Here is a 16,779-nt window from a genome sequence, read left to right as displayed (position 1 = left end):
TCAGGCGTGGCCGGCGGTGGCCGAGAGCATGGCGGGCTCGATGCCGATGCCGCGCAGAGCCCGGTCGTACTTGGTCTCGAGGGCGGTGTTGAAGATCAGGTCCGGATCGGCCGGGCAGTGCAGCCAGCCATTGGCCTGGATCTCGCTTTCGAGCTGCCCGGCCTGCCAGCCGGCATAGCCGAGCGCCAGCACCGCGCTCGCCGGCCCCTTGCCGACCGCGATCGCCCGCAGGATCTCGATCGTCGCGGTGAGGCAGATGCCGTCGTCGATCAGGAGCGTCGACTGGTCGATGTGGAAGTCGGGCGAGTGCAGCACGAAGCCCCGGCTCGCCTCCACCGGCCCGCCCATCAGCACCGGCATGTGGCCGATCCGGCTCGGCAGCCGGATGGCGTCGTCCTGGCCGATGATGTCGAGCTGGACCAGGAGGTCCGGCATGTTGAGGTCGGCGGCCGGCTTGTTGACGATGATCCCCATCGCCCCCTCCGCCGAATGCGCGCAGAGATAGATCACCGAGCGCGAGAACCGCTCGTCGGCCATGCCCGGCATCGCCACCAGCAATTGCCCGTCGAGGTAGCTCGGCCCGTCGCGGGCCGGATCCTCCCGGTCGCCCGCGCGCAGGTCCGACACCCCGCTTTGGCCGGGGTCCTGGGAGAGGAGGTCCTGTGGAAATCTGCTGCGCATGAAGCCCATGCTACGCTCCGCCCCGGCGTTGTCCATAGTCCGCTTGTGCGGGAACGCCCGGGGAGGCCGCGGGGTCCCGTCGCCCGCGTCGCGGGGCGGTGCGAGACGGTCGCGGGGCGATGGACGACGGTGGTGCGCCCCTCTCCCCGCAACCTCGACTCGCCGGGGCCGCCGCGCTAGACCCCGCCCGACTTTTTCGCGAGGAGAGCCACGATGACGATCCAGGTCGGCGATCACCTGCCCCAGGCGACCTTCCGGGTCATGGGCCCCGACGGCCCGACGCCCAAGACCACCGACGACGTGTTCAAGGGCCGCCGCGTGGTGCTGGTGGCGGTGCCGGGCGCCTTCACGCCGACCTGCCACCGCAACCACCTGCCCGGCTTCGTCACCCGCCGCGGCGACATCCTGGCCCGCGGCATCGACGCGATCGCGGTGACCTCGGTCAACGACGTGTTCGTGCTCGAGGCCTGGTCGAAGGCGGCCGGCGCCGAGGGCATCGAGTTCCTGGCCGACGGCAACGGCGACTTCGCCAAGGCGCTCGGCCTCGACATGGACGGCACCGGCTTCGGCCTCGGCGTGCGCTCGAAGCGCTACGCCATGGTGGTCGAGGACGGGGTGGTGCGGGTGCTCAACGTCGAGGATTCGCCGTCGAAGGCGGATCATTCGGGGGCGGAGACGCTGCTGAAGTCGCTCTGAGGGTGGCTTCCCGGGGTTCAGGCCGAGAGGCTGACGGACCGGCCCCGGACGACTTCAAAAACTCTACGTCATCCCGGGGCTCGACGAAGCCGAGAACCCGGGATCCATAGCCGCCGAGATTGCAAGACCAGGCTCAACGCGTTCCGCCTGATCCTCGACCGTCAGCGGTTATGGATCCCGGGTTCCGCTGCGCGGCCCCGGGATGACACTGAGGGTTTCAGGTTCGTCGGGCCGGTCGAACAGGCGCTGAAGCGATCGACCATCGCCGAGCCTCCGCGCCACGGCATTTCAGGTGAATCCCATTCACCTCCAGCTGCAATTTCCGCGTTTGTCCGCTCCCCTCCCGCCGGGCACAGTGCCCGCAACGAGACGAGGGAGGCACCGCCACGGGCGGGCGGCGATGCGGGGATGAGCCCTTCGCGCCGCTGAGACTCTCCCTCGTGCCCGAAGGCCGGCCCGACGCATGGGCACGCGCCGCAACGAGCCAGGGAGGACGACATGTTGCTGAACGACAAGGTGTGCCTGATCACCGGCGCCGCTTCGCTGCGGGGCATCGGCCGCGCCACCGCGAAGCTCTTCGCCCAGCACGGCGCCAAGGTGGTGATCCTCGATCTCGATGCCGGCCAGGCCGAAGAGGCCGCTCGCTCGCTCGGCGAGGGTCATGTCGGGCTCGCCTGCAACGTCACCGACAAGACCGCCTGCGAGGCCGCCGCCGCCGAGGTGGTGTCCCGCTTCGGCCGCATCGACGTGCTGATTAACAATGCCGGCATCACCCAGCCGCTGAAGTTCATGGAGATCGAGCCCGGCAACTACGACGCCGTCCTCGACGTGAACCTGCGCGGCACGCTCTACATGAGCCAGGCGGTGGTGCCGCAGATGCGCAAGCAGCGATCCGGCTCGATCGTCTGCATGTCGTCGGTCTCGGCGCAGCGCGGCGGCGGCATCTTCGGCGGGCCGCATTACAGCGCCGCCAAGGGCGGCGTGCTGGGCCTCGGCAAGGCGATGGCCCGCGAGCTCGGCCCCGATACGGTGCGGGTCAACAGCATCACCCCGGGCCTGATCCAGACCGACATCACCGGCGGCAAGCTCACCGACGAGCTGAAGGTCGAGATCGCCAAGGGCATCCCGCTCGGCCGCCTCGGCGTCGCCGACGACGTCGCCAATGCCTGCCTGTTCCTGGCCTCCGACCTGTCCTCCTACATCACCGGCGCCGTCATCGACGTGAACGGCGGCATGCTGATCCACTGAGGAGCCGATCATGCCGACCACCGAATCACCCCCCCGGCAGAACAGCCCCTCGCTCGCCGAGCGGGCCTACCGGATCCGCCGCAACGCCCTGCTGATGGGCGAGGTCCAGGGCCAGGGCTACATCGCCCAGGCCCTCGGCATCGCCGACGTGCTGGCGGTGTCGTACTTCCACGCCATGCGCTACCGGCCCGAGGAGCCGGAATGGGAGGGGCGCGACCGCTTCCTGCTCTCGATCGGCCACTACGCCATTGCGCTCTACGCCGCGCTCCTCGAGGCCGGCATCCTCCCGCAGGACGAGCTGACCAGCTACGGGGCCGACGACAGCCGGCTGCCGATGTCCGGCATGGCCGCCTACACCCCCGGCATGGAGATCACCGGCGGCTCGCTCGGCCAGGGCCTCGCGCTCGCGGTCGGCTTCTGCTTGGGGCTCAAGCGCAAGAAGTCGGACGCGTTCGTCTACTGCCTGATCTCCGACGGCGAGCTCGGCGAGGGCTCGATCTGGGAGGGCGCCTGGTCGGCGAGCCACTGGAAGCTCGACAACCTGATCGCGATCGTCGACGTCAACAACCAGCAGGCCGACGGCCCGGCCTCGCAGGTCACCGGCTTCGAGCCGGCGGCGTCGCGCTTCGAGGCCTTCGGCTGGCACGTCCAGCGGGTCGACGGCAACGACATCGACGCCCTGGTCCGGGCCTTCGACGCGGCCAAGGCGTGTCCGGAGCCGAAGCCCCGCATCATCATCTGCGACACCAAGATGGCGAAGGGCATCCCCTTCCTGGAGGCGCGCGAGCGCAACCACTTCCTGCGGGTGGAGCCGCAGGAATGGCAGGACGCGATAAAAATCCTGGATGCCGGGAGGCCCGCATGAAACGCTCGAAGTACACGCGCCCGGCCTGGCTCACGGAAGCCAATACGGGTGAGCGCCTGACCACCTCGGCGATGATCGCCTCGCTCGCCGGTCCCGACCAGCGCACCGCGCCGGCGCCCTTCGGCCACGCGCTGGCGAAGCTCGCCGAGGAGCGGCCCGAGATCGTCGGGCTGACCGCCGATCTCGGCAAGTACACCGACCTGCACATCTTCGCCCAGAAGCACCCCGAGCGCTTCTACCAGATGGGCATGGCCGAGCAGCTCCTGATCAGCGCCGCCGCCGGCATGGCCCGCGAGGGCTTCCAGCCCTTCGCCACCACCTACGCGGTCTTCGCGGCGCGCCGCGCCTACGACTTCATCTGCATGGCGATCGCGGAGGAGAACCTCGACGTCAAGATCGTCTGCGCGCTGCCCGGCCTCACCACCGGCTACGGCCCGAGCCACCAGGCGACGGAGGACATCGCGATCTTCCGCGGCCTGCCCAACATGACGATCCTCGACCCCTGCGACGCGCACGAGATCGCGCAGGCCGTGCCGGCCATCGCCGATCACAAGGGGCCGGTCTACATGCGGCTCCTGCGCGGCAACGTGCCCCTGGTACTCGACGAGTACGGATACAAATTTGAACTTGGGAAAGCGAAGACCATCCGGGACGGCAACGACGTCCTGATCATCTCGACCGGCCTGATGACCATGCGGGCCCTCGAGGCGGCGGACGCGCTCCGCGAGGACAAGGTCGACGTCTCGGTGCTGCATGTGCCGACGATCAAGCCGCTCGACACCGAGACGATCCTGCGCGAGGCCGGCAAGGGCGGGCGCCTGGTGGTGGTGGCGGAAAACCACACCGTGGTCGGGGGCCTCGGCGAGGCGGTGGCGGGGCTGCTCATGCGGTCCGGCACGATCCCGAAGGCCTTCCGTCAGGTCGGCCTGCCGGACGAGTTCCTCGATGCCGGCGCCCTGCCGACCCTGCACGACCGCTACGGGATCTCGACGGGCGCCATGGTGAGGAACATCCGCGAATGGCTGTGAGCGCCGATAACCCCGTCGCCTTCGTCGGCTTGGGCTCGATGGGCCTGCCGATGGCCCGCAACCTCGTGCGGCACGGCTTTCCCGTGCGCGGCTTCGACGTGCGGGAGGAGGGGCGCAGCGTCTTCGCGAAGGCCGGCGGCACCCCCGCCGACACGATCGCGGCGGTGTCGGAGGGCGCCGGAGCCCTGGTGCTGATGGTGGTCAACGCCGATCAGGCGGAGAGCATCCTGTTCGGCGCGGGCGCCCTGGAGCGTCTGGCCGCGGACGCCACGGTCGTCCTGATGGCGACCTGCCCGCCGGCTTCTGTTGCGGCGCTCGCCAAGCGGGTGACCGCCACCGGCCGGGCCTTCGTCGACGCTCCCGTCTCCGGCGGGGTCGTCGGCGCCGAGGCCGGGACCCTCACCATCATGGCGGCGGCCCCCGCCGCCGTGATCGCGGAGGTTCGCCCTCTGCTGGAGGCGATGGGCGACAAGGTGTTCCATGTCGGGCCCGAGCCCGGCCAGGGCGCCACCATGAAGGCGGTCAACCAGCTCCTCTGCGGGGTGAACTTGGCCGCGGCGGCGGAGGCCCTGTCGCTGGCGGCGAAGGTCGGGATCGACGGCGCGACGGCGCTGGAGATCGTCTCCGGCTCCTCGGCGTCGAGCTGGATGCTGCGCGACCGCGGTCCGCGGATGCTGGAGGAGACCCCGCGGGTCACCAGCGCCGTCGACATCTTCGTCAAGGATCTCGGCATCGTGCTCGAAGCCGGGCGTAGCGAGAAGGCGGCTTTGCCCCTCGCGGCGCTCGCCCACCAGCTCTTCCTCGCGGCCTCGGGCCGTGGGGCGGGCGCGGAGGACGACAGCCAGGTCATCGGCTCGTACCGCGCGCTGAACGGAAAGTAAGTCCAACACATCCCCCCTCTCCCGTGTGGGAGAGGGGCCGGGGGTGAGGGTGACGCGGTTCAGTGTAAAGCGCTGAGCGTCGTGCTGGCAGCGGGCCGGTCAGAGCCTGACTCAGGACCGTAGCACCCTCACCCCTACCCCTCTCCCACACGGGAGAGGGGATCCCGCGCCCTTCTCTGAACCTGCGGCGATGCCGCGGACAGCCTGAATATTTGCCCCAGAGGCCGGCTCACCGGCCCTCCCCCCTTCCGAGGAAACCCCCATGAGCCACGCCCTCTCCCGTCGCACACTGCTGGCCGGCGCCGCCGCCTTCCCCCTCGCCACGGTGTTCACCCGCCCCGTGCGCGCCGCCGAGTTCGAGTACAAGCTCGCCACCGGTCAGGACCCGACCCACCCGGTCAACATCCGGGCCCAGGAAGCGCTCACCCGCATCCGCGAGGCCTCGAACGGCCGGCTCGACATCAAGCTCTTCCCGGCCAACCAGCTCGGCTCCGACACCGACCTGCTGTCGCAGGTGCGCAACGGCAGCGTCGAGTTCTTCAACCTCTCGACCTCGATCCTCTCGACCTTCGTCGCCGCCGCGGCGCTGCCGAACACCGGCTTCGCGTTCAAGGAGTACGACGACGTCTGGAAGGCGATGGATGGGGGCTTGGGCAATTACGTCCGCGAGCAGATCGCCAAGACGCCGATCCAGACCGTCTCGAAGGTGTGGGACAACGGGTTCCGCCACATCACCTCGTCCACCCGCGAGATCAAGACGCCGGAGGACCTGAAGGGCTTCAAGATCCGCGTCCCGCCGTCGCCGATGCTGACGTCGCTGTTCAAGTCGCTCGATGCCGGCGCCGCGCCGCTCAACTTCAACGAGCTGTACTCCGCGCTGCAGACCAAGATCTTCGAGGGCCAGGAGAACCCGCTCGCCATCACGGCGACGACCCGGCTCTACGAGGTGCAGAAGAGCTGCAGCCTGACCGGCCACGTCTGGGACGGCTACTGGATCCTCGGCAACAAGAAGGCCTGGCAGCGCCTGCCCGAGGACCTGCGCGCCATCGTATCCCGCGAGCTCGACCGCTCGGCCGACGACCAGCGCGTCGACATCGTGAAGCTCAGCGCCTCGCTGCGCCAGGACCTCGGGTCCAAGGGAATCGCCTTTGTCGAGGTCGATCGCCAGAAATTTCGCGATGCGCTCGGCCGCACGACATTCTACAAGGACTGGAAGAACAAGTACGGCGACGCCGCCTGGGAGCACCTCGAGGCCGTCTCCGGCAAGCTGGCCTGAGGGAGGCACACGATGCATGTCGACATCGCGACGGAGACGCCTGCCTTGCCGGCGGCGTCGGCCAAGCGCGCCTGGGCGCGCACGCTCGACAACGCGCTCGGGCCCCTGATCGAGATCCCGGCCGCCCTGCTGGTGGTGGCCGAGGTGGTGGTGCTGCTCGCCGGCGTCGTCAGCCGCTACGTCTTCCACTCGCCCATCGTGTGGTCGGACGAGCTCGCCTCGATCCTGTTCCTCTGGCTCGCCATGCTCGGCTCGGTCGTCGCCTATCGCCGCGCCGAGCACATGCGGATGACCGCCCTCGTCAGCATGGCGTCCATCAAGACCCAGGCCTTTCTGGAGGCGGTGGCGCTCGCCGCCGGCCTCGCCTTCGTGCTGATGCTCCTGCATCCGGCCTACGAGTTCGCGGCGGAAGAGGTCTTCGTCCAGACGCCGGCGCTCGAGATCACCAATGCCTGGCGCGCGGCCGCGCTCCCGGTCGGCTTCGCCCTGATGCTGGTCGTCGCCGCCCTCCGGCTGATCGAGTGCGCCGACTGGCGCCACGCGGTCGGTGCGGTGGCGGTCACCGGCCTCGTCATCGTCGCCCTGATGCTGGCCGAGCCGCTGCTGCGCAGCTTAGGCAACTGGAACCTGCTGATCTTCTTCGTGCTGGGGGTCGGCGCCCTCGTCTTCACCGGCGTGCCGATCGCCTTCGCGTTCGGGCTCGCCACCTTCGGCTACCTGATGCTCACCACCCGGGCCCCCGCCATGGTGGTGGTCGGGCGCATGGACGAGGGGATGAGCCACCTCATCCTGCTCGCCGTGCCGCTCTTCGTCTTCCTCGGCCTGCTCATCGAGATGACCGGCATGGCCAAAGCCATGGTGGGCTTCCTCGCCAGCATGCTCGGCCACGTGCGCGGCGGCCTGCACTACGTGCTGGTCGGCGCGATGTACCTCGTCTCAGGGATCTCCGGCTCCAAGGCCGCCGACATGGCGGCGGTGGCCCCGGTACTGTTCCCCGAGATGAAGAAGCGCGGCGCCAAGGAGGGCGATCTCGTGGCGCTGCTCGCCGCCACCGGCGCGCAGACCGAGACCATCCCGCCCTCGCTGGTGCTGATCACGATCGGTTCGGTCACCGGCGTGTCGATCACCGCGCTCTTCACCGGCGGCCTGATGCCCGGCGTCGTGCTCGGCATCACTTTGTGCATGCTGGTCTGGTGGCGCTACCGCGGCGAGGACCTGAGCCACGTGAAGCGCGCCACCAAGGGCGAGGTCGGCAAGGCGCTGGTCATCGCCTTCCCGGCGATCGCGCTTCCCTTCGTCATCCGCGCCGCGGTGGTCGAGGGCGTGGCGACCGCCACGGAAGTCTCGACGATCGGCATCGTCTACGCGATCCTCGCCGGCCTGCTGATCTACCGGCAGTTCGACTGGCGCCGGGTCTACCCGATGCTGGTCTCGACGGCGTCGCTGTCTGGGGCGATCCTGCTGATCATCGGGGCGGCGACGGGTATGGCCTGGGCGCTGACGCAGTCGGGCTTCTCGCAGAGCCTCGCCGTGATGATGAAGAGCCTGCCCGGCGGCGCGCTCGGCTTCCTGGTCGTCTCGGCGGTGGCCTTCGTGATCCTCGGCTCGGTGCTTGAGGGCATCCCGGCGATCGTGCTGTTCGGACCGCTGTTGTTCCCGATCGCCCGGCAGGTCGGCGTGCACGAGGTGCACTACGCGATGGTGGTGATCCTGGCGATGGGCGTCGGCCTGTTCGCGCCGCCCTTCGGTGTGGGCTACTACGCGGCCTGCGCGATCAGCCGGATCCATCCTGATGCGGGCATCAAGCCGATCGTCGGCTACATGACGGCGCTGCTGGTCGGCCTCGTAGTGGTGATCCTGGTGCCATGGATCTCGATCGGGTTCCTGGGCTGAGCCGGGGCTAACACACTCCACGTCATCCCGGGGCCGCGAAGCGGAACCCGGGATCCATAAACGCCGGCGTTCCAGAATGAGCCGGATCGCATTCCGCCTCGTTCGTCACCGCCGGCGGATATGGATCCCGGGTTCTCGTCTTCGACGAGCCCCGGGATGACGCGGAGTTTCTCGATGCTCGTGTGGAGAAGGACTCGCCCCTACTCCGCCGCCTTCGCCAGCGCCTTGGCGTAGGCCCCGCTCTTCAGCGTCTTTGTCAGCCACTCGTCGACCGCCGCCTTGAGCGCCGGGTCGCGGGTCATCCAGTAGGCCTTGTCGGCCTTGTCGAAGGTGCCCGGCACGGCGGCCGGGCAGAGCACGCCGGGATTGCGCCGCGACTGGTAATCGACCTCGGCGCCGTCGGTCACCATCAGGTCGGCCCGGCCCTCGGCCACCTCCTTGAAGATCGCGCGGTTGTCCGGGAACACCCGCACCGAGGCGTGCGGGAAGTTCGCGTCAGCGAAGCGCTGGTTGGTGCCGCCGGGATTGACCACGACCCGGACCTCCGGCTTGTCGATGTCCTTGATCGTGACGAAGCGGTTCGCGTCGGCGCAGCGCACGATCGGGCGCTTGCCGTCGGTGAGCACCGGCACCGAGAAATCGGCGACCGCCGCCCGGTCGGGGGTCACGCTGACCCCCCCCATGGCGACGTCGTAGCGGTCGGCGAGCAGGTCGTCCTTCAGGGTCTTCCAGGTCGTCGGCACGATCTCGAGCTTGACGCCGAGCGCCCGGGCGAGTTCCCCCGCCATGACGACGTCGGCGCCCTTGATGCTGCCGTCGGGCTGGCGCAGGGAATAGGGCGCGTAGTCGCCGGTCAGTCCGACCCGCAAGCTGCCGTCCTGCTTGATCGCCGACAACGACCGCGCCTCCGCCGGAACAGCCGCCAAGACGGCCAGTAAGCCCACAACACCCACGATCTCGCGCATCGTCACCGCCCTGACCCCTGCTTTGCCGTTAACCCTGTCAGTCGTAGGGAGTGTGCAGGGGTGCGGTAAAGCCCGGATGACGGCACGATCCCACGTCAACCACATCCGTGAGAGTTGACTCGGGTCCCGGCAGCCGCTCTGACCCGGCCATGGACTAACTTCCCGACCGCCGCTCCGATCGCCTGCGCCGCTGGTTCGACCGCCAGCGGCCGCGCGTGACGCAAGGGCTGCGGATGACGGTGGCGAGCCTCGCGACCTTCGTGCTGGCCGAGGCCTGCGGGCTGCCGCAGGGCTACTGGGCGGTCATCACCGCGCTCATCGTGACGCAGAGCAGCGTCGGCGGCTCGCTCAAGGCGGCGCTCGACCGGTTTCTCGGCTCGGTGCTGGGCGCCTGCTACGGCGGGGCGGTCGCCTTCGCGATCCCGCATCACGGCGGCGCCTCGACCTTCGCGGCCCTGTTCGTGGCCGTCGCCCCCCTCACCTTCGCGGCGACGGTCTCGGCGGGATTCCGGATCGCGCCGATCACCGCGATCATCGTGCTGCTCTCCACCACCGGCTCGACGCTCGGCCCCCTCGCCTTCGCCCTCGACCGGATCCTGGAGATCGGGCTCGGCTGCGTCGTCGGGCTCGCCGTCTCGCTCCTCGTCGCGCCGGCCCGGGCCGCGCGCGCCGTCACGGGTCAGGCCGCCCGCCTCGCGCGCCTGCTCGCCGACCAGCTCGACGCGCTGGCACGCCTCGACGCGGAGGAGACGCCTGAGGCGAAGGCCCTGCCGCCGGCGGTACGCCGGAGCCTGGCGCGCCTCGAGACCCTGGCGGGCGAGGCCGCCCGCGAGCGCCGCAGCCGGCTCTCGGCCGCCCCCGACCCGGACCCGCTGCTGCGCACCCTGATGCGCCTGCGCCACGACCTCGTTCTCCTGCGCCGCGCCATCTCGGAGGCCGATGCGGAGGTGCTGCGGGTGCATCTCGCCGAGGCCTGGGGCGAGGCCGCCCGGGCGGCGGCCGCGCGCCTGTGCGCCCTCGCCGAGGCGCTGAGCGCCGGGCGCCGCCCCGCCGGCGATGACGCGGCGCTGGCGGCGGCGATCGCCGGCTACCGCGAGGCCATCGACGGGATGCGCCGGCGCCAGGTGACCCGGACCCTGTCCACCGACGGGGTCGGGCGCATCTTCTGGCTCGCCTTCAGCCTGGAACAGCTGCGGCGCAACCTCGACGACCTCACCGAGCGGGCGGCCGACTTCTCCGGGCCGGAGACGAACGGCGAGGCGTGAGCGCCCTCACGGCGTGCGCTTGCGCAGCACCATGTTGCCCTGGAACAGGAATTTCTGGGCCCGCTTGCCGGTGTCGACCTCGGTGGTGAACACGTTGCCGCGGGAATCGACGGCGAGGTTGTGCACCCAGTGGAAGTCGCCGGCCATCCGGCCGTTGCGCCCGAAGCGGCCGAGCACCGCGCCGTCCTCCCGCCGCAGGGTGCGGACCTCGTTGTTGGCGCCGTCGGCGTTCATCAGGTAGGTCTGCGCCTCGTCCGGCCACAGGGCGAGCTCCCAGACCGAGCCGTTGGCCCGGGTCTGCGGCTCGACTCGGAATTCCTTCACGAAGGTGCCGTCGCGGCGGAAGACCTGGACCCGGTCGTTGGTGCGGTCGCACACGTAGACGAGGCCGTCGCGGGCGACCTGGATGCAGTGGACCGGGTTGCGGAACTGCCGGGGCAACGGCGCCGCAGGGTCGTAGGCCCCTTGCGCCTCGTCGGTGGGCGGCTCGCCGTAGGCGCCCCACATCCGCTTGAACGCCCCGGTCTCGGCGTCGAACACGATCACCCGGTGATTGAAGTAGCCGTCGGCGACGTAGAGCTCGTTCGTCTCCGGATCGACCTGCATGTTGGCCGGCTTGCCCAGCCGCGTGGTGTCGCGGCTGTTCGTCTGCGGGCCGGACTTGCCGATCTGCATCACGAAAGTGCCGTCCCGGGTGAATTTCAGGATCTGCCCGTCCTGCTCGCCGTTGCCGGCGAGCCGGACGAAGCCCTTGTGGTCGATGTGGATGCCGTGCTCGTTCTGCGGCCAGTCGTAGCCCTGGCCGGGGCCACCCCAGGACCTGACGAGATTGCCCTCCTGATCGAAGACCAGGACCGGCGGAGCCGGAACGCAGCAGCGGGTGCGCGGCGGGTTCAGGCTCGCAGCCTTCTCGTCATCGGTCAGGGTGCGCGGGCGCTGGATCACCCAGACGTGGTCCTCGGCATCCACCGCGACGCCCGCGGCTTGGCCCATGATCCAGTTGTTCGGCAGCGGCTTCGGCCAGGCCGGATCGACCCGGAACTGCAGTGGCTCCTCGGCCCGGACGGGCGCCGCGCAGGGCACCGCGCAGGCGAGGGCGACGAGGACGGCGATCCAGCGCATGGTTTCCTCCCGGTATCGTTCTTGCCGACACTGTACGGGAGGACCGCCCCGACGCGCTAGCGCTCACCCCTGGAGCGCGCGCCGGACCGCCAGCGCCGCGCAGACGACGAGGAGCGCCGCCAGGACGAGGCGGGCGAGGCGCCCGGCGCGGGTGAGGCGCGCCCGGCAGGACGGCCGCCCGAGCAGGATGCCGAGGAGGCCGAACCACGTCGCCGCCATGCAGAACACCGCGGCCCCCGCCAGCGGCACCGCCGCCCGGTCGGGATGGGCCAGGAAGAAGCCGGCGAAGAAGGCGAGGCTGACCGGGTTGGTCATCGCCGCCCCGAGCCCGAGGGCGAAGGTACCGACGTCGCGCCCCGGCGCGAGGCGGGTCGGATCGTCCGGCAGGCCGGCCCGCCCGCTCGCCAGCCGGTAGGCGGCGCGCAGCATCAGGAGCACGAACAACGCCGTCCCGATCCCGGCGACGAGGCGCCCCGCCGGCAGCAGCGAGGCGCCGAGCCCGGCGAAGGCCGCCGCCAGGCCGGCCCCGCAGGCGACGCCCAGGGCGGCGACGACCGGTCCGCGCCCGGGCGCCGCGACGCTCGCCCGCAGCACCACCAGCAGGTTGGGTCCGGGCGAGGCGAGGACGGGAGCATAGGCGGTGAAGAGCGGCCCCAGCAGGGCGGGCCACGCATCGGCGTCGAACATCCGGCATCCCCCCGGCGCACGCGGCGCCGCTCGGGTGCCATAAAGATGCCAAAACCCGGCGCCGCGCGTCCTCCGATTGAAGGAGGCGGCGTGCGCTGGCGCACGGTTCGATGAAGTCGACCTCAAGATTTCCATCAGTCGAGAGGCGCGCGACTCGCCGGCCGGACAGGCGAGGGACAATCCCATTCCCGAGATGGTGGCCTCGGGCCGTCCGACGCACAAAAGGAAGCGGCGGCAGGGTCTCCCCTGCCGCCGCCTGTTCACACCGACTCGATGCGCTGAGCGCCGCCGTATTAGCGCCGCTCGGTACCCATCGGCTGACGGACCGGGGGCAGCTCGTCCTCGATCCCGACATGGCGCTCGCGGGTGGTGCCGGGCAGGCCGGCATCGACCGACTGGGTGGTCGGCGCAGCGCCGGCCGCGAAGGGCATGCCGCCGGTGTTGAGGCCGGTGGTGGTGCTGCCGGCAGCACCCACCGCCGACGAGCCGCCGGCGACCGCCGCCGGGTTGGTCAGCGAGGGAGCGGTCTCGTCGTGACGGCCGCTCCAGCCCTCCTGACGCCAGCCGCGGGTGCGGTCGTCCATGTCGACCGAGCCGTGCTCCTTGAGGATGCCGGCGACCCGGTCCGCGTGGGCATCGTCCGCCCGGACGGTGACGAGGGTGCCGCCGCGGCGCACGCCTTCGGCGTAAGTGTGGGCGTGCTCCTCGCTGAGACCCGCGCCGGTCAGCGAGCCGATCAGGCCGCCCGCCGCGGCGCCGACGCCGGCACCGGTGACCGTCGCGACGAGCCAGCCGGCGGCGACCACCGGGCCGACGCCCGGGATGGCGAGCAGGCCGAGGCCGGTGAGCAGGCCGGCGCCGCCGCCGAGCACGGTGCCGAGCGAGGCGCCGGCTCCGGCGCCGTTCGAGGCGTCGTGCGCGGTCTCGCCGGTCGTCGTCGTGCCGGTCGTGGTGGTGGCGTCACGCGTTCCGATGTGGCTCGAATAGCGGTCGCCCTGGTTGTTGGCCACGATGCTGATGTCGGAATGCGGCACGCCGGCCGCCTCCACCTTGCGCACCGCCGCCGAGGCGTCGTCGTAGCTGTCGAACAGGGCCGAGATGGTACGGGTCGCCATGGGCGTCCTCCTCAAATCTGGAGCGTGGGGATACGGGGCCTGTATCGAGTTACCGGGCGGTCGAGACGTTGCCCTTGAAGTCGAGGCCGACCATCACGGTGTTGCCGGACTGCATGGCCTGGCCGCGCCAGATGCCCTGGTCGTCCTTCTTGAGATCTTTCACGTCCTTGAAGCCGGCCTGCTCCATGCGGCTGCGGGCCTGGGCCTCGGTGAAGCTGTTGGCGCCGGGCTCGAGCTTGGCGTTCGTGGCGACCGTGCCGGTCGTGCCCGGGTTGCTCTTGTCCATCATGTCGGTGTTGGGCCGGGTCACCGCTTCCTGGCCCTGCGAGTGGGTGCTGGGCTTGGCGTCGCGGGCCGGATCGCCCGTGACCGTGGTCTGGGCCTGCGCCGCGCCGGCGCCGAGCATGCCAAGGGCCGCGAGGGTGATGAGGGTCTTGCGCATGGTCTCCTCGAACCTTGTCTGATTGATCGATGCCCTCTCAATCGTTGCAGGGCGGCTTGGTTCCGCAAAAGTAATGGTGAACCAAATACGATTTCCTGCATTGAGCGGACGCTCGCGACGAGCTTGAGCGTTGACGAAGGGAGCTTTGTTTTCCATCCGTGCCGCGCCGCACAAAAAACTGCACGCGACGATTGTTTTCGTTCGAAAATGAACATTTGCTTATTGTGCGGCGCTTCAAAGCGCTCTCGCGGCCGAGGCTCGCGCCGGCAGCGGCGTTAACGGTTCCCTAACCATGCACCCGGCAGAAATTGCCCGGTCGACGGGAAGGTGGATCTTCGATGAGCGAGACCGGGGCAATCGGCGCGGGCCGCATCTTCGCCCTGCCGACGCGGGCGGACCTGGTGGCGCTGACGCGCCGCAGCGACCTCGTGCTCGCGGTCTCGGTGCTCGCCATCCTGGTGGTGCTGATCTTCCCGCTGCCGGCCCTGCTGCTCGACCTCCTGCTCGCGGTCTCGATCATCCTGTCGGTCCTGATCCTGATGACCGGGCTGTTCATCGAGAACCCGCTCGAATTCACGGTCTTCCCGACGGTGCTGCTCATCACCACGATGCTGCGGCTGGCGCTCAACCTCGCCTCGACGCGGCTGATCCTCGGTCACGGCCACGAGGGCACGGCGGCGGCCGGCCACGTCATCGAGGCCTTCGGGCACTTCGTGATGGGCGGCAACTTCCTGATCGGGATCATCGTCTTCGCGATCCTGATCATCGTGAACTTCGTCGTCATCACCAAGGGCTCGGGGCGCATCGCGGAAGTCGCGGCGCGCTTCTCCCTCGACGCGATGCCGGGCAAGCAGATGGCGATCGACGCCGACCTCTCGGCCGGTCTGATCGACGAGAAGACCGCCCGGACCCGGCGCCAGTCGCTGGAGGACGAATCCTCGTTCTTCGGCGCCATGGACGGCGCCTCGAAATTCGTGCGCGGCGACGCGATCGCGGCGCTCCTCATCACCTTCATCAACGTGGTCGGCGGCATCATCATCGGGGTCGCCCAGCAGGGCATGACCTTCTCGGACGCCGGCAAGACCTACACCCTGCTCACCGTCGGCGACGGCCTCGTCAGCCAGGTCCCGGCGCTGATCGTCTCGACGGCCGCGGGCCTCCTCGTCTCCAAGGCCGGCGTGCGCGGCGCCGCCGGCCGGGCGCTCGGGCGCCAGATCGCCAATTACCCGAAGGCGCTCGGCATGTCGGCCGGCGTGATGCTGCTGATCGGCTTCCTGCCCGGCATCCCGATGCTGCCCTTCCTGACGCTGGGCCTCGGCGCCGCCTACCTCGCCCGCCGCATCGCGCTCCTGCCGAAGCCCGCCGAGGACGAGGGGCCAGGCGGCGCACCCGGCGCCGACGGCGCCGTTTCCGGGCCCGGGGCGCCGGCCAAGGAGGAGACCGCGGCCGACCTCCTCAAGCTCGACGACCTGAAGCTCGAGATGGGCTACGCGCTGCTCGCCCTCGTCAACGGGCCGGAGGGCCAGGACCGGCTCACCGACCAGATCCGGGCCCTGCGCCGGCAGCTCGCCGCCGAGCTCGGCTTCGTGATGCCGTCGGTGCGCATCCTCGACAACGTCCAGCTCGACGCCAACACCTACGTGGTGCGGGTCAAGGAGATCGAGGCCGGCCAGGGCCAGGTCTTCCCGGGCCAGTTCATGGCGATGGACCCGATGGGCGGACAGGTCCAGCTGCCGGGCCAGCACCTGATGGAGCCGACCTTCGGCCTGCCGGCGACCTGGATCGACAGCGCCTTACGCGACGAGGCCCAGCTCAAGGGCTACACCGTGGTCGACGCCGCGACCGTGGTCTCGACCCACCTGACGGAAGTGATCAAGGCCCACGTCGCCGACCTCCTCAACCACGTCGAGGTGCACAAGCTCCTGAAGGAACTGCCGAAGGAGCACGGCGAGCTCCTCAAGGAGGTGGTGCCGGGCCAGATCGCCACCACGGGCATCCAGCGGGTGCTGCAATACCTGCTCGCCGAGCGGGTCTCGATCCGCGACCTCGGCACCATCGTCGAGGGCATCGCCGAGGTCGCCGGCCACATCAAGAACCCGCGCGACATCGTCGAGCATGTCCGCGCCCGCCTCGGCCGCCAGATCTGCGCCCAGTACCAGGGCCCGGGCGGCGTCCTGCCGATCATCACCCTGTCGCCGGCCTGGGAGAGCGCGTTCATGGAGGCGATCGTCGGCCACGGCGACGAGCGCCACCTGGCGATGCAGCCCTCGAAGCTGTCCGACTTCGTCACCACGGTGCGCGACCGCTTCGAGGAGGCGGCGCGGTTGGGCGAGATGCCGGTCCTCGTCACCTCGGTCCAGGCCCGGCCCTTCGTCCGCTCGATCATCGAGCGCTTCCGGCGCGAGACCCCGGTGATGAGCCAGGCCGAGATCCACCCGCGGGCCCGGCTGAAGACCGTCGGGTCGGTGTAGGGCATCGTCCCCGACGCCCCGTTGCATCCGGCGGATCTTCGAGGCACAGCTGTCGCATCGTCATCACATCTTGAACGATTTCAAACTACATCGCGCAGACCCGAGCCGGGACGACACCGCCTCCACTTGCCGCGCGAGGCCCGG

Annotated in this window: 15 protein-coding genes; 9 read left to right on the top strand and 6 right to left on the bottom strand. The window is 70.1% G+C overall.

The genetic code is table 11. From position 1 onward, the window contains the following. The gene (locus BM430_RS00650) at nt 1-627 is read right to left on the bottom strand and encodes a YqgE/AlgH family protein (RefSeq protein WP_093564730.1); all 627 of its coding nucleotides are present in this window, start codon (nt 625-627) and stop codon (nt 1-3) included. Nucleotides 628-894: 267 nt separating this feature from the next. Here BM430_RS00650 and BM430_RS00645 point away from each other — a divergent pair, with 267 nt between their 5' ends. The 7 genes from BM430_RS00645 to BM430_RS00615 all read left to right on the top strand — a co-directional run bounded on the left by BM430_RS00645 (nt 895) and on the right by BM430_RS00615 (nt 8,568). Continuing rightward, nucleotides 895-1,377 carry a peroxiredoxin gene (locus BM430_RS00645; RefSeq protein ID WP_093564304.1) on the top strand — a complete coding sequence of 161 codons (483 nt, stop codon included), beginning with the start codon at nt 895-897 and terminating at the stop codon, nt 1,375-1,377. 498 nt (nt 1,378-1,875) lie between these two features. Then, entirely contained in the window at nt 1,876-2,625 is a 750-nt protein-coding gene (locus BM430_RS00640) for an SDR family NAD(P)-dependent oxidoreductase (RefSeq protein ID WP_093564302.1), read from the top strand. 10 nt (nt 2,626-2,635) lie between these two features. Beyond that, a complete protein-coding gene (locus BM430_RS00635; RefSeq protein WP_093564300.1) occupies nt 2,636-3,490 on the top strand; it encodes a transketolase in 855 nt (284 codons plus the stop codon). Then, on the top strand, nt 3,487-4,518 hold the full coding sequence (locus BM430_RS00630; RefSeq protein WP_093564298.1) for a transketolase family protein: 1,032 nt from the start codon (nt 3,487-3,489) through the stop codon (nt 4,516-4,518). The genes BM430_RS00635 and BM430_RS00630 overlap by 4 nt, the downstream gene beginning before the upstream one ends. Beyond that, nucleotides 4,509-5,399, top strand: a complete 891-nt coding sequence (locus BM430_RS00625) for an NAD(P)-dependent oxidoreductase (RefSeq protein WP_093564296.1) — start codon at nt 4,509-4,511, stop codon at nt 5,397-5,399. The genes BM430_RS00630 and BM430_RS00625 overlap by 10 nt, the downstream gene beginning before the upstream one ends. A 262-nt stretch (nt 5,400-5,661) precedes the next feature. Then, the gene (locus tag BM430_RS00620; RefSeq protein WP_093564294.1) at nt 5,662-6,675 is read left to right on the top strand and encodes a TRAP transporter substrate-binding protein; all 1,014 of its coding nucleotides are present in this window, start codon (nt 5,662-5,664) and stop codon (nt 6,673-6,675) included. A 12-nt stretch (nt 6,676-6,687) separates the two neighbouring features. After that, the gene (locus BM430_RS00615) at nt 6,688-8,568 is read left to right on the top strand and encodes a TRAP transporter large permease (RefSeq protein ID WP_093564292.1); all 1,881 of its coding nucleotides are present in this window, start codon (nt 6,688-6,690) and stop codon (nt 8,566-8,568) included. A gap of 200 nt (nt 8,569-8,768) precedes the next feature. Here the strand turns inward: BM430_RS00615 and BM430_RS00610 are convergent, their stop codons facing one another. Continuing rightward, nucleotides 8,769-9,464: a transporter substrate-binding domain-containing protein gene (locus tag BM430_RS00610; protein ID WP_244539240.1), complete on the bottom strand. Its 696-nt coding sequence runs from the start codon at nt 9,462-9,464 to the stop codon at nt 8,769-8,771. A 284-nt stretch (nt 9,465-9,748) separates the two neighbouring features. On the opposite strand from BM430_RS00610, the gene BM430_RS00605 reads away from it, so the two are divergent. Then, the gene (locus BM430_RS00605; RefSeq protein ID WP_244539239.1) at nt 9,749-10,798 is read left to right on the top strand and encodes an FUSC family protein; all 1,050 of its coding nucleotides are present in this window, start codon (nt 9,749-9,751) and stop codon (nt 10,796-10,798) included. A gap of 6 nt (nt 10,799-10,804) precedes the next feature. Here BM430_RS00605 and BM430_RS00600 read toward each other — a convergent pair whose 3' ends face one another. The 4 genes from BM430_RS00600 to BM430_RS00585 form a co-directional block, all read right to left on the bottom strand. Beyond that, nucleotides 10,805-11,920, bottom strand: coding sequence for an NHL repeat-containing protein (locus tag BM430_RS00600; protein WP_093564288.1), 1,116 nt, complete (start codon nt 11,918-11,920; stop codon nt 10,805-10,807). Nucleotides 11,921-11,983: 63 nt separating this feature from the next. Then, nucleotides 11,984-12,607 carry a LysE family transporter gene (locus tag BM430_RS00595; RefSeq protein WP_177302876.1) on the bottom strand — a complete coding sequence of 208 codons (624 nt, stop codon included), beginning with the start codon at nt 12,605-12,607 and terminating at the stop codon, nt 11,984-11,986. Nucleotides 12,608-12,900: 293 nt separating this feature from the next. Continuing rightward, nucleotides 12,901-13,722 (bottom strand): hypothetical protein, encoded by an 822-nt coding sequence (locus tag BM430_RS00590; protein WP_093564284.1) that lies wholly within the window; start codon nt 13,720-13,722, stop codon nt 12,901-12,903. A gap of 49 nt (nt 13,723-13,771) precedes the next feature. Further along, entirely contained in the window at nt 13,772-14,164 is a 393-nt protein-coding gene (locus BM430_RS00585; protein WP_093564282.1) for a hypothetical protein, read from the bottom strand. A gap of 338 nt (nt 14,165-14,502) precedes the next feature. Between BM430_RS00585 and flhA the strand changes: the two genes are divergently transcribed. Further along, nucleotides 14,503-16,635 (top strand): flagellar biosynthesis protein FlhA, encoded by a 2,133-nt coding sequence (gene flhA, locus BM430_RS00580; protein ID WP_093564280.1) that lies wholly within the window; start codon nt 14,503-14,505, stop codon nt 16,633-16,635. Nucleotides 16,636-16,779: the final 144 nt, after the last annotated feature.

Origin of the sequence: Methylobacterium sp. 174MFSha1.1 (assembly GCF_900116815.1) — a bacterium.
GTDB lineage: Bacteria > Pseudomonadota > Alphaproteobacteria > Rhizobiales > Beijerinckiaceae > Methylobacterium.
The sequence above is the reverse complement of the archived record's forward strand: the minus strand, read 5'-3'. Positions and strand labels throughout refer to the sequence as shown.

Excerpts from the sequence above, each read along its gene's own strand:
- BM430_RS00645 (WP_093564304.1), top strand. The coding sequence starts at position 895 with ATGACGATCCAGGTCGGCGATCACCTGCCCCAGGCGACCTTCCGGGTC.
- BM430_RS00640 (WP_093564302.1), top strand. The coding sequence starts at position 1,876 with ATGTTGCTGAACGACAAGGTGTGCCTGATCACCGGCGCCGCTTCGCTG.
- BM430_RS00635 (WP_093564300.1), top strand. The coding sequence starts at position 2,636 with ATGCCGACCACCGAATCACCCCCCCGGCAGAACAGCCCCTCGCTCGCC.
- BM430_RS00630 (WP_093564298.1), top strand. The coding sequence starts at position 3,487 with ATGAAACGCTCGAAGTACACGCGCCCGGCCTGGCTCACGGAAGCCAAT.
- BM430_RS00625 (WP_093564296.1), top strand. The coding sequence starts at position 4,509 with ATGGCTGTGAGCGCCGATAACCCCGTCGCCTTCGTCGGCTTGGGCTCG.
- BM430_RS00620 (WP_093564294.1), top strand. The coding sequence starts at position 5,662 with ATGAGCCACGCCCTCTCCCGTCGCACACTGCTGGCCGGCGCCGCCGCC.
- BM430_RS00615 (WP_093564292.1), top strand. The coding sequence starts at position 6,688 with ATGCATGTCGACATCGCGACGGAGACGCCTGCCTTGCCGGCGGCGTCG.
- BM430_RS00600 (WP_093564288.1), bottom strand. The coding sequence starts at position 11,920 with ATGCGCTGGATCGCCGTCCTCGTCGCCCTCGCCTGCGCGGTGCCCTGC.
- BM430_RS00595 (WP_177302876.1), bottom strand. The coding sequence starts at position 12,607 with ATGTTCGACGCCGATGCGTGGCCCGCCCTGCTGGGGCCGCTCTTCACC.
- BM430_RS00590 (WP_093564284.1), bottom strand. The coding sequence starts at position 13,722 with ATGGCGACCCGTACCATCTCGGCCCTGTTCGACAGCTACGACGACGCC.
- BM430_RS00585 (WP_093564282.1), bottom strand. The coding sequence starts at position 14,164 with ATGCGCAAGACCCTCATCACCCTCGCGGCCCTTGGCATGCTCGGCGCC.
- flhA (WP_093564280.1), top strand. The coding sequence starts at position 14,503 with ATGAGCGAGACCGGGGCAATCGGCGCGGGCCGCATCTTCGCCCTGCCG.